This is a genomic window from Bacillus spongiae (genome assembly GCF_037120725.1).
Classification (GTDB): domain Bacteria; phylum Bacillota; class Bacilli; order Bacillales; family Bacillaceae_K; genus Bacillus_CI; species Bacillus_CI spongiae.
Map to the genome: position 1 here is coordinate 369343 of NZ_JBBAXC010000002.1, position 13318 is coordinate 382660.

Annotated in this window: 10 protein-coding genes and 1 pseudogene; 10 read left to right on the forward strand and 1 reads right to left on the reverse strand. The window is 36.6% G+C overall.

The annotated features are described in order from the left end of the window. Window positions 1–208: 208 nt before the first annotated feature. The gene (locus WAK64_RS03990; protein WP_336585652.1) at window positions 209–2728 is read left to right on the forward strand and encodes a hypothetical protein; all 2520 of its coding nucleotides are present in this window, start codon (window positions 209–211) and stop codon (window positions 2726–2728) included. 575 nt (window positions 2729–3303) lie between these two features. On the opposite strand, the gene WAK64_RS03995 is transcribed toward WAK64_RS03990, so the two are convergent. After that, the gene (locus WAK64_RS03995; protein WP_336585653.1) at window positions 3304–3435 is read right to left on the reverse strand and encodes a hypothetical protein; all 132 of its coding nucleotides are present in this window, start codon (window positions 3433–3435) and stop codon (window positions 3304–3306) included. A 409-nt stretch (window positions 3436–3844) separates the two neighbouring features. Between WAK64_RS03995 and WAK64_RS04000 the strand changes: the two genes are divergently transcribed. The 9 genes and pseudogenes from WAK64_RS04000 (at window position 3845) to WAK64_RS04040 (ending at window position 13272) form a co-directional block, all read left to right on the forward strand. Then, the gene (locus tag WAK64_RS04000) at window positions 3845–4384 is read left to right on the forward strand and encodes a GNAT family N-acetyltransferase (protein ID WP_336585654.1); all 540 of its coding nucleotides are present in this window, start codon (window positions 3845–3847) and stop codon (window positions 4382–4384) included. 178 nt (window positions 4385–4562) lie between these two features. Continuing rightward, entirely contained in the window at window positions 4563–5018 is a 456-nt protein-coding gene (locus tag WAK64_RS04005) for a hypothetical protein (RefSeq protein WP_336585655.1), read from the forward strand. 989 nt (window positions 5019–6007) lie between these two features. Next, window positions 6008–7675, forward strand: coding sequence for a ribonuclease J (locus tag WAK64_RS04010; protein ID WP_336585656.1), 1668 nt, complete (start codon window positions 6008–6010; stop codon window positions 7673–7675). Between the two features lie 218 nt (window positions 7676–7893). Continuing rightward, window positions 7894–8619, forward strand: coding sequence for a ClpP family protease (locus WAK64_RS04015; RefSeq protein ID WP_336585702.1), 726 nt, complete (start codon window positions 7894–7896; stop codon window positions 8617–8619). Then, a complete protein-coding gene (locus WAK64_RS04020; RefSeq protein ID WP_336585657.1) occupies window positions 8616–8828 on the forward strand; it encodes a YlzJ-like family protein in 213 nt (70 codons plus the stop codon). The genes WAK64_RS04015 and WAK64_RS04020 overlap by 4 nt, the downstream gene beginning before the upstream one ends. 97 nt (window positions 8829–8925) lie before the next feature. Then, on the forward strand, window positions 8926–11283 hold the full coding sequence (locus WAK64_RS04025) for an FtsK/SpoIIIE family DNA translocase (protein WP_336585658.1): 2358 nt from the start codon (window positions 8926–8928) through the stop codon (window positions 11281–11283). Window positions 11284–11711: 428 nt separating this feature from the next. Further along, a pseudogene (locus WAK64_RS04030) lies at window positions 11712–12328 on the forward strand (DUF3885 domain-containing protein). Between the two features lie 236 nt (window positions 12329–12564). Next, window positions 12565–12720 (forward strand): hypothetical protein, encoded by a 156-nt coding sequence (locus tag WAK64_RS04035; RefSeq protein WP_336585659.1) that lies wholly within the window; start codon window positions 12565–12567, stop codon window positions 12718–12720. Further along, window positions 12721–13272, forward strand: a complete 552-nt coding sequence (locus WAK64_RS04040) for a dihydrofolate reductase family protein (RefSeq protein ID WP_336585660.1) — start codon at window positions 12721–12723, stop codon at window positions 13270–13272. It abuts the gene before it with no gap. Window positions 13273–13318 lie beyond the last annotated feature (46 nt).

Genomic DNA, 13318 nt, shown 5'->3' on the forward strand with positions numbered 1-13318 from the left:
GATAGTAAAAACATATCTTGATAATTTTCTTAATATTCTTTTTACTTTAAGTCCCCATTAGAATACTTCTACAAACAACAGCGTACCACCATCTTTGTAATCTACATAAATTTATTAGTCATACCCCAACTAAGTAAAACAGTCTATGAATAAATAGAAACTTAACGAAACAAGTAAGTCAAAAAACTTTATAGAGAGAGGTCGTTATATGATAAAGAAATCGTACATTTTATCACTCATTTTTTTCATATGTTTATTTTTCATGGCTATTAAAACTCCTGATACAAAAGCTGAAAGTAAATCTGGATCATTTTCCTTGTTGACCTACAATGTTGCTGGACTATGGGATCCCGTTTCCTCATCAAACCCAGCTACTAATACAAAACTCATTAGCCCAAGATTAAATGACTATGACCTTGTCCTGGTTCAAGAAGATTTCAATTATCATAGTGATCTGATTTCGAGAGTAGATCATGATTACCTTTCTTCTCACTCTGGCATTATGGGGTTTGGAGACGGATTAAACCGAATGTCAGATTTTCCATTTAAAGGATTTAAACGTGAGGATTGGAATGATTGCAACGGAATATTTAGTGATGGATCTGACTGCTTAACTCCTAAAGGCTTTTCATATGCTAGACATGAAGTTTCAGAGGGTGTATTTATTGATGTATATAATTTGCACGCAGACGCTGGTGGAAGTGGTTCTGATTATACAGTTAGAAAAAAGAATTTCCAGCAGGTATTATCAAAAATTGACCAATGGTCGAAGGGGCATGCTGTTATTGTGACTGGTGATTTTAATAGTCACTGGAAAGATAAAGATGGTGTCCGTCAATTCGTAGAAGCAGGTTTTTCTGATGCATGGGCTGAAATATCGAATAATGGGGAAATTCCAGATATCGGCGAATCAGGTGGACGAATTGATAAAATTTTATTCAGAGAAAGTGACGACCTAGAGTTGAATGTGACGAATTATAACGTTCCGAATAGCGACTTTTTAGATAGTAAGGGGAATAAATTGTCCGACCATAAGCCAGTATCCGCAATGTTTGAATATAGCAAAAAATCATTTTACGATTTTGACTCGTTTCAAAACACAGATGTGAGAGAAACGTCAGAGTTGTACGAAGGGTTACCCGTTTATGAACTTACCTCTACATCTCCAAATGATAGTTGGTCATGGGTTAGAAAAACGGTAAATAGTAACCCGTCAGAAAAAAGTTATCAAATAGGCGTATGGTTAAAAGCAGCAGACGGATATGACTCTCAGGAAATCACATTGAAGCTTGAAGATAATGAAGGGAATGGAACTGGTTATAACTATTTCACTGTAACGGATCAATGGGAGTATTATTCCGTGGATTATACGTTTCCAAAAGGTAGTGGAGATCAGCTAGAATATAAAATTTACCCAGCCAACGCAAGGAAAGGTTCACAAGGAAGTGTTTTAGCTGCTGCACCAGAATTAAAAGAAATATCTTTCTACGATTTTGACTCGTCGCAAAACACAGCAGTAAGAGAAACATCAGAGTTGTACGAAGGGTTACCGGTATATCAACTAACTTCTATAGCACCAAGTGAAAGCTGGTCATGGATTCGGAAAAAAGTTGATCGTAACCCGTCAGAGAAAAGTTATCAAATAGGTGTATGGTTAAAAGCAGCAGACGGATATGACTCTCAGGAGATCACATTGAAGCTTGAAGATAATGAAGGGAATGGAACTGGTTATAACTATTTTACCGTATCGGATCAATGGGAGTATTATTCCATAGATTATACGTTTCCAAAAGGTAGTGGAGATCAGCTAGAATATAAAATTTACCCAGCCAACGCAAGGAAAGGTTCACAAGGAAGTGTTTTAGCTGCTGGGCCAGAATTGAAGGAGGTATCTTTCTACGATTTTGATTCATCGCAAAATACAGCTGTGAGAGAAACGGCACAGTTGTACAAGGAGTTACCGGTATATCAACTAACTTCTATAGCACCAAGTGAAAGCTGGTCATGGATTCGGAAAAAAGTTGATCGTAACCCGTCAGAGAAAAGTTATCAAATAGGTGTATGGTTAAAAGCAGCAGACGGATATGACTCTCAGGAGATCACATTGAAGCTTGAAGATAATGAAGGGAATGGAACTGGTTATAACTATTTCACTGTAACGGATCAATGGGAGTATTATTCCATAGATTATACGTTTCCAAAAGGTAGTGGAGATCAGCTAGAATATAAAATTTACCCAGCCAACGCAAGGAAAGGCTCACAAGGAAGTGTTTTAGCTGCTGCACCAGAATTGAAGGAGGTATCTTTCTACGATTTTGATTCCTCCCAAAATACAGCTGTGAGAGAAACGGCACAGTTGTACAAGGAGTTACCGGTATATCAACTAACTTCTATAGCACCAAGTGAAAGCTGGTCATGGATTCGGAAAAAAGTTGATCGTAACCCGTCAGAGAAAAGTTATCAAATAGGTGTATGGTTAAAAGCAGCAGACGGATATGACTCTCAGGAGATCACATTGAAGCTTGAAGATAATGAAGGGAATGGAACTGGTTATAACTATTTTACCGTATCGGATCAATGGGAGTATTATTCCGTGGATTATACGTTTCCAAAAGGTAGTGGAGATCAGCTAGAATATAAAATTTATCCAGCCAATGCAAGGAAAGGCTCACAAGGAAGTGTTTTAGCTGCTGGGCCAGAATTAAGAGAAGTCTTTTTAGAGGATTAACGTGCCACGTAGTTTATAATTTTCACCGGAACTAACGAAACTCAAAGTACCATTTCCAAGGAAGGTTACATTGTTTTCAAATCAAACGGGATAAGCTCGAAGTAGTGCAACGATATGTAATTCATAATAAGGGAAACCTCTCCTATTAAGGAGAGGATATTCCATGTATAGATTTTGCTCCTGAATTTTTATTAATAGGTAGAAATGCCAGCATAAAATTATTTCGAATTTGAGTCCTCAGCTATTGTGCATTTCATTGTTAAATTTCAGGAAGATGAATAGTCTATTATTATCTGCTCGGGGAAAGTATCTACTTGATAAGAAGATGCAGGGATCCTCAGATTTAAAATTAAAGCCATCCTGCTTTTAATACATTATGTTATTAAGATATTTTGCTAATATATATATGAAATTACCACAGATAAATTAAAAAACTCATGAAAGCAGAGGAACATTTAAATCGATAATCCATCTAGGGTGGCACCGAGTTCGTTGTATTCGGTCATTATTAAAGGGGTCATATGACAGAGGTTTAATGAACGGAAAAAGAAGAATGGTGAAAAGTGGGAAATTATCTAAATAGCCGCTTCTGGCTGGATAAATACTGAATTTTGAACGGGTATTCGAGTAAATAATCCTGAAGTAGCCCCCATGGATACTATCATACATATATAACATACCATTATTATGATATACGTAGAATTCATTAAATTACCTCCTTAAATACATAGAGTTACTATATACTATTCTAGAAATAATATAATGCTACAACAAATACTTGTAGTTTTTACTATTGATGATTGCAGCAAAGATTTAAGAGAATTAAAGGCTGCAAATTTTTATCTTGAATTCAATGATTTCATCATTGTGCGCTAATCTAGTAAAAGTACCGTCTTTAAATAGGAAAAGGCCTAATTGTGAAATAAAGAAAATGAATAATATGCTACAATCAGAGGAGATTGTAACAGACTCTCTTAAAATAACGTCGTATTTTTCTCTATGAAGTTATACAGGTGTTTAAAACTGAGTGAGTACACCTTCTTAAAGGGATATAACCTATAAAAGAGTGCCATTTATAGAAAAATACCCAATACAAATAATGTTAGGAGACTATAAATGGAAATTATAATAAGACCAGAACTCAAAAAAGAATATAGTAAAACCGAAGAGGTTGTTAAAAGAGCTTTTTCCAATGTAGAGATTAGCGATAAAACAGAGCATTTACTTGTCAATCGGATTAGAAAATCGAATGCTTTTATTCCTGAACTGTCATTACTTGCTCTAAATGAAAATAAAGATAGGATAGGCCATATACTATTTTCAAAAGTAGCAATTGTAGATGGAGGTGACGCTGTAGAAGCTTTAGCTCTTGCTCCGCTGTCTGTTGAACCAGAATATCAGAGAAAGGGTGTTGGCAGTCAATTAGTACATATGGGAATAAAAAAAGCAAGAGAGCTTGGTTATCATTCAGTAATTGTTTTAGGTCATAGTGAGTATTATCCAAAGTTTGGTTTTAAACCAGCTAGCTTATGGAATATACAGGCGCCTTTTGATGTACCAGACGAAATTTTCATGGCCCTTGAATTAAAGCCCAATGCCCTTGAAAATGTTCAAGGTATTGTTCAATATTCAAGTGCTTTCTCTGACTTAGATTAGTAATTACATTCAAGGGGAGATATTAATCATGTTTCTCCTTATTTAGTAAGAAGTTAATGATTCTTGTCTAGTATCCTTGTAAATCAAAAATGGGTAACGCACCTTTTTAAAAATTGGCAGTGATGTATAACAGGGATAGTTAATGTTAAAGAAAACTTTAAAAGAAGGTTTGTTATAAGTGAGTAATTCAAAATTTAAAGATAATGGTGAATCAATTGATTACTTTATAGTTAACTTTTCCATCTTATTGGAATGTCTTACTTGTAATAAGGTTGTAGTAGCGACGAGAAATAATGATGAGGAATTGGGATTTAGATTTATATGTTGTAATTGTGGTATTGTCCACAAAAATAATCCGATGGATTCTTGGGAAAGGGATACCTTTTATGGATTTAATACTTGGTTAAATACCAATTGCTGTGGTCAAACCCTATGGGCATACAATAAAGAACATCTTCATTTCATGGAAGGGTATATTCTTTCAACTTTAAGAGAAAGGGTACCAAATCTAAATCAAAGTCTTGCAAGTAGACTCCCAAATTGGATGAAGTCAGCTAAAAACCGTGAAGAACTTACTAATGGATTTAAGATACTTAGAAAAAAGTTAGCTGAAGCAGAAAAATTATTGAAGTAAAGTGCACTAGAGTTGAAAGTTATTGCTATTTCTAGTTCATCTTACATTCAAGATAGGATAGTTTAACGGAAGTGTAAAATGTTAGACTAATAAAGGTTTACTTAACTAACAAGAAGGAGTGCAACTCAATTGAGATGCGCTCCTTTTACAGTTCTTTCAGCTCTGAGTTCTTAGGCCTACAGGATGTAGGTCATGAAGGCGTTGCGACAGGACGTCGCGAATTTAGCCTTCGTTCCATAATGACTTAAGTTTATACGACGCTGAACGGGCAGTTCTGCTTTTCTTATTGTCTAGCTGCAGCGCCTAACGTCTAGTAAACTTGGCCACTCCTCCTTGCGATAAGTCAACATCGATTCGCTCCCGCTCCTCGTGTTTCCTTTATCTCATACGAAGCGGTTCAAGTTTATACGACGTTGATCAGGCACTTCCGCTTTTCTTATTGTCTAGCTCCGTCGGGTAGCAGCTCGGGGTCATTTGACAAATCCCTCCGGAAATCAGGATTTCCTGCGCGCTTTGTCAAATGCCTGTCGCTGCTGAGCGACCCGACTCCGCTTTTCTTTGTTGTCTAGCTCCGTCGGCTTGTGGCTCGGGGTCAACTGTCACCCCACTCCGGAAATCAGGATTTCCTGCGCGTTGCGTCAGTTGCCTGTCGCCCCAGAGCGAGCCTCCTCCGCTTAGGCCTACAGGATGTAGGTCATGAAGGCGTTGCGACAGGACGTCGCGAACTTAGCCTTCGTTCCTTAATGTTGTCTAGCGCCACTGCCCAACGACTAGTAAACTTGCCCACTCCTCCTTACGATAAGTCAACATCGATTCGCTATCGCTCTTCGTGTTTCCTATATCTCATACGAAGCGGTTCAAGTTTATACGTCGCTGAACGGGCAGTTCTGCTTTTCTTTAATAATTTGGTTGTACAGGAAAAAAAACTTAAAGTATAATAAGAATAACTGATTATTGATCGGGGAAGTCAACAGAGGAGGATTACTAGAGTGAGTAAGAGAAAGAATGAATCCATTAAGATTATACCTCTTGGTGGAGTGGGAGAAATCGGAAAAAATATGTACGTCGTTGAGGTAGACGAGGAAATTTTTGTGATCGATGCAGGGCTTAAGTTTCCAGAAAATGAAATGCTAGGGATTGATATCGTTATTCCTGATATTCGTTACCTTGAAGAAAATAAAGAGCGTGTCAAAGGGATTTTCTTAACGCACGGGCATGAGGATGCAATTGGTGCATTGACATACGTTCTTAGGAAGGTAACGGCTCCAGTGTATGGGACTAAATTAACGGTGGCACTGGCAAAAGCTAGACTTAAAGAGGATCATTTTTATCAACCAGTGAAATTTTACACAGTGCATTCGAAAAGCGAATTGTTCTTTGGTCGCGTAAGTGTTAACTTCTTTAAAACGACCCATAGCATACCTGATTCAGTGGGAGTTTGTATTAACACATCTGAAGGCAGTATTGTACATACAGGAGAATTTAAATTTGACCAAGGTGCAAAGGGTCATTATAAGCCAGACATAGGTAAAATGGCACGTATAGGTGAAAAAGGTGTATTATGTTTGCTTTCTGATAGTACAGAGGCAGAGCGACCTGGATATACTACTTCTGAAACAGTAATTGCTGCTGAGTTATCTGACGCCTTCCATTCATCGAAAGGGAGAATTATTGTTGCCTGCTTTGCGAGCAACTTAATAAGAATTCAACAAGTGTTTGATTCAGCTTATGCTAACCAACGAAAAGTGGCTGTTGTAGGGAAAAGTATTGAACGTGTATTTGAAATTGCTTTAAAGTTAGGATACCTTCATGTCCAAGAAGATATACTGATTCCTATGGAAGAGGCAAAAGGATACAATCAAGATGAAATCGTTATTTTAGCTACTGGCAATCAAGGTGAGCCTCTAGAAGCTCTTCAAAAGATGGCCAAGCAAAACCATAAACATGTCAATATTGAAGAAGGAGATACAGTCTTTATCGCCGCTACGCCATCGCCAAGTATGGAGCTTATATTATCTAAAACAGTGAATATGCTTTATCGAGCGGGGGCAAATGTTTTAACGGGACCAAAGAAAGTACATGTATCAGGTCATGGAAGTCAAGAAGATTTAAAGATGATGTTAAACTTAATGAAGCCTCAATATTTTATTCCAATTCAAGGTGAATATCGCATGCTTCGTAGTCATGCTGCTTTAGCACATGCATCTGGAGTTCCTCGTCATCATATTTATATTGCCGATAAAGGTGATATTGTTGAGTATAAGGAGAAAAAGATGCGAGTAAGTGGCAAAGTTCCTGCAGGAAACGTATTGATTGATGGCCTAGGTGTTGGAGATGTTGGAAACATCGTTTTACGTGACCGTAAGCTTCTGTCACAAGATGGAATTTTTATTGTTGTAGTGACATTGAATCGAAGAGACCATTCTATTGTGTCAGGACCTGAGATTATTTCAAGAGGATTTGTTTATGTAAGAGAATCCGAGAAACTTATCGAACAATCAACTGACTTAATAAAAGAGATTGTTGAAAGAAACATTGCAAAGAAAAGCTTCGAATGGTCAAATATTAAACAAGAAATTCGCGATCAACTAAATTACTTCCTGTTTAATAAAACGAAGCGTCGTCCAATGATTTTACCAATCATTATGGAAGTGTAAGACAAATAAGTTAACTGGGAAAAAAGAACGCCCATTTTTATAAAACACGCAGCTATAGTAATGAATATAGCTGTGTGTTTTTTTAGTTTTCTTTAGTCGGTCGGTAATATACCGATTGAAAAGCTAATTAGTATTCATTGAATGAAAAGCTAAAAGTGAAAGATACTAGAGATATACGTATAGAAGGAGTTGGAAAGAGAATGGACCATTCTTTATTTATGAATCAACCGACACCGGAAAAAGGTAAAGATGACAAAGGCTCATCACCCCTTTTAGAAAAGATACAGCAATTGGGTCAAACGAATGTACCACAAATGTCACAGGATTCAAACATTCATTGCTTAACCATTGTCGGACAAATAGAAGGTCATATGCAGCTTCCCCCTCAAAATAAGACGACAAAGTATGAGCACATTATTCCTCAGCTTGTAGCGATAGAACAAAACCCGAAAATAGAAGGGGTTTTGATCGTTTTAAACACTGTTGGAGGTGATGTTGAAGCAGGTTTGGCAATATCAGAAATGTTAGCATCATTATCTAAACCAACTGTCTCAATCGTGTTAGGAGGGGGACATTCTATCGGTGTTCCTATTGCTGTTTCGTGTAATTATTCATTTATTGCTGAAACAGCAACGATGACAATCCATCCTGTTCGTCTTACAGGGTTAGTCATTGGTGTTCCGCAAACATTTGAGTATTTAGATAAAATGCAAGAGCGGGTCGTTAAATTTGTGACAGGTCATAGCAATATTTCTGAAGAGGATTTTAAGAATTTAATGTTTGCAAAAGGGAATTTAACTAGAGATATCGGGACGAATGTCGTGGGAAATGATGCTGTAAAATATGGGCTGATTGATTTTGTTGGTGGCGTAGGAGAAGCTATTAAAAAGTTAAATGAACTAATTGACCAAGACAAGGATAATAAGGAGGAGCTTATTCAATGATTTTACATACGACGGTTCCTTATGAACTCATCTTCCCAACAGCGATAAATCTATATGATGAGCAAAAGATGGTAACGTTTAATGGAATACCTGTCATTGTCCAGCAAGACCAACAAGGCTATAGAGTTGTCAGAGTGTTAAGTAGTGATCCACAACATTATATGAACGACAGCATTACGCCAGGACAGTACCTTTCTGATTTTATTTAACTGTGTTAGGTTCTATTGTGTATGGTATAATAAGGAGGTAACAGCAGCCGATGTTGGCTGCTTTTTCTATCGAGCAATTAAAAATAGGTGATGACAAATGGCAAAAAGAAAAAAGCGGTCTCGAAAGCAAACAAAAATAAAACAAACATTAAAATATGAGCTTATAGGTATGGTCCTGATTGCATTAAGCTTAATTGCTATTGTGGAAGTAGGAGCCGTAGGAAAAGCTTTTGTTCTTTTTTCACGCTTTTTCCTTGGTGAATGGTTTATTCTAGCTTTTATCGGAATGATTGCACTCTCAGGATATTTAATGATTAAAAGGGAAATGCCGTTCTTATTTCGGATGCGACTTGTAGGCGTATACATAATTGTACTTGCTCTATTATTACTTAGTCATGTTGAATTATTTAATCAGTTATCAAATAATGGTCAAATGTCTACAAGTGTAATTAAAAATACTTGGAGCTTATTCTGGGCAGACGTTCGAGGCGAGCTTTCAACTTCAGACTTGGGTGGAGGGATGTTAGGAGCAACTCTATTTGCCCTCTTTTATTTTTTATTTGATTCATGGGGGACCCAAATTTTTAGTATTATTCTCATTATGATTGGATTCATCCTTTTAACAGGAAAATCATTTGGTGAGTTGTTTGGACAATTCTTTAACTATGTAAAAGATTTAGTAAAAAAACAGTGGAACGCGTTTCAGCAGGATTTGGAAGAGTGGAAAGAGGATCGCAAGCAAAAGAAAGAAAATAGAAAGATGCGAAAGAACGAAAAGAAAAAAGAGGATCAATCAAATGAGGCTTTGGAAACAACTTCTTATGAAATAGTAGAGAGTGATGATGAAGAAGAACGAATTGATCCGATTATTTCTAGTTTTGTTCAAAAAGCGTATGGGGACGATTCTGCACCAGATGATCAATATATTGAGAATAGTGAATCAGAGAACAAGGGCGAAATGAGTAAGGTCTCGACGGAAGAAGAAGCTTCACTACCATCTATTACATTTACTGAAGTTGAAAACGTCGATTACGAACTTCCTCCTATTTCTTTATTGAGCCGACCTAGACAAGCTGATCAAAGTAGTGAGTATCGTCTTATACATGCAAACGCAGCTAAACTGGAGAGGACTTTCCAAAGCTTTGGAGTTAAGGCAAAGGTAACACAAGTTCACCTAGGGCCTGCCGTAACAAAATATGAAATACATCCCGATGTAGGGGTGAAGGTAAGTAAAATAGTTAATTTAACAGATGATTTGGCGTTAGCATTAGCGGCCAAAGATATTCGAATTGAAGCACCCATTCCGGGTAAATCAGCTATTGGGATAGAAGTGCCAAATTCAGAAGTGGCAATGGTCTCGTTAAGAGAAGTGCTTGAGTCAAATGAAAAAGACCGCCCTGATTCAAAACTAATGATTGGTTTAGGGAGAGATATTACAGGAGAGGCAGTTGGAGCTGAACTAAATAAAATGCCTCATTTACTTGTTGCAGGAGCAACAGGTAGTGGAAAGAGTGTTTGTATTAATGGAATTATTACGAGTATATTAATGAGGGCAAAGCCACATGAAGTAAAACTAATGATGGTAGACCCTAAAATGGTAGAACTAAATGTTTATAATGGGGTCCCACACTTACTTGCACCTGTCGTAACAGATGCAAAAAAAGCTTCTCAAGCATTAAAAAAGGTTGTTAGTGAAATGGAAAGACGGTATGAATTATTCTCGCATACTGGAACGAGAAATATTGAAGGGTATAATGAATATATTCATCGTCACAATTCAGAACAAGAAGAAAAACAACCAAATCTACCTTATATCGTCGTTATTGTCGACGAGTTAGCAGACCTTATGATGGTCGCTTCAAATGATGTCGAAGACTCGATTACACGACTTGCTCAAATGGCCAGAGCAGCGGGGATTCACTTAATTATTGCGACTCAAAGACCGTCGGTAGATGTTATCACAGGAGTAATTAAAGCGAATATTCCTTCTAGAATTGCATTTGCCGTGTCATCCCAAACGGATTCCCGAACGATTCTCGATATGGGAGGCGCAGAAAAGCTATTAGGAAGAGGAGATATGCTATTTTTACCAGTAGGGGCATCTAAGCCAGTACGGGTTCAAGGAGCATTTTTATCAGATGATGAAGTTGAGGAAGTTGTGGATTTTGTTATTTCTCAACAGAAAGCTCAGTACCAAGAAGAGATGATTCCAGATGAAAACGAAGAGCAAGTAACTTCTCAAGCGGAAGATGAATTATATGACGAAGCAGTACAGCTTATTGCCGAAATGCAAACGGCATCCGTTTCCATGCTTCAACGCCGTTTCCGAATTGGGTATACACGTGCTGCTCGCCTCATCGATGCAATGGAGGAGAGAGGTGTCGTCGGACCTTATGAAGGAAGCAAGCCTCGTACAGTGCTAATTGGAAAACCTTCTGAAGAGCAATCATCCTAATAAGATACCATCTTTTATCATTTGTAATGTAAAAATCCTGTTTATATTTTGACAGGATTTTTTTTTTTTTTCAGTCATCAGCTCGCAACGTGGGTGTCTTATATAGTAAACTCCACCACAAATTGTTGCGTAAACTGTGTATTCCTTCTAATCTCCGTAAATTACATCGGTATTTATGAATTAAGTTATGCAGGATCACCTTGCGCTTTTTTCGATTTTATTACTAAAAGCTTGATAGATAAGTTTCTTAATAAACTATAATCCGTATACATGTTAGCTTTCTTAATCTTTTATTTAGAACGGTTTGGGAGGTGCACGACAGTTATTGAGATTGTCATCGGAAAGTTGACCAAAGTCTATTTATAATTAAGAAATAGGTAAAATACACAAGAAGTACACGTTCAAACACTAAGAGAGGAAGTCTTTACATGTCCTTAAATAGATATCTGAAAGCAAAGTTCCCTAACTTAACTTAAAGACCACCCTTTTTTATCATTGGGAAATTGGCATTCGGTTCGAGTTAGGTGTGGACTATGATAGCACTACTATTTATCAAAATTGTCCATATTTAAAAAATGTTTATTAAGTTTTTACATGCACCGGAAGATAATATTTATCTAGTTGTAGATGTAAATGATTTCGCAGACGGCAACACTTTTTAACATAAATTGAACATTTTTTCTAAGTATGTAAAAGAGAGTTCCGTTTTATTAGCGTTACAGCAAAGTACCATTCCGTATATCTTCCCAGAGGATGATGAGGATGGAGTCTATAGAACACATCGATTTAGTCTTGCATGCAAAACATCTGATTTTCAATACGTTCAAATATTAAAATTTGTAATCAAGATATGGGCTTATGGCCAAGCATTTTTCATGATTTTTACATAATAAATAGGGATAGAGAAACTATTTTTCATGTTTATGATGATAGAGGTTGTAACTTGATTGCCACATCAATTGATACAATACGAGATAGTTATAAAGTTTATAATGAATGGCTATTCGATTATGACCGAAACAAAATTGATAGCCTCTTCAAATAGTTCATTAAGCTTGTAGAGTAAAACAATAGCCTAATGGTTAAGGATTTTAACGAAAAAGTAAAACTAATACTAGAGTAAGGGGAGGTTAAATTCAATATTTTAACCTCCTATACTTTTCGGTTTATTTCGTCTTTCGCAATGAATGCAATATCGTGTGATTTTTATTTTTAAGGTATATACCAACTCTTTGGTTAAATTGATAAGATATTGACAAATGGTTATGAGGAGCACGGTTGTTGAATAGTATTTTGTTAAGAGGTAGCAATAGTTTTCTTGATACCTTAAAAGCATTACTTGGTAGCCTATCAGAAATGAGTATTTTTCTAGAAAGCATTTTAGCTGGCTGCATGTTGGGAGTAAATAGAGATGAACTCTTTAGGAGGGATGATTGAATGGCTGAAATAATTTATTATGTTGCCGTTTCATTAGATAATTTTATTGCAGACCAACCTATGATAGAGGGGAAAATTGACGAATCTCTTTTTTTATTTGAAGGGGATCATGTTCCTGACTTTTTAACAGATATACAGCAATATGAATCCGTGTTGATGGGTGGAAAAACATATGAATTCGGATTTCAATTAGGAGCTAAGCCTGGTGAACCTAGCTATAAGGGCATAAAACACTACATATTTTCAAACTCTTTAGAGTTTATGTCCAATGAGGAAGTCAAACTAATTAAAGAAGATGCTATTGTATTTATTAAGGATCTAAAGCAGCAAGTCAACAGTAAAATTTGGTTATGTGGGGGTGGAGAATTAGCAGGCTCGTTGATTAAACATAAACTTATTGATCAATTAGTATTAAAGATTAATCCTATTATAGTCGGTGAAGGAATTTCCTTGTTCGGTAGCATAAATCCTTCCCTTAAATTGGAATTAATGGATATGAAGCAGTATTCTAATGGAATTATCAAGGCTACCTACAATATTATGTATATGTAGAACATCTTTATGAAAATCATTCAATTTTTTTTAGAAGAGTGATCAC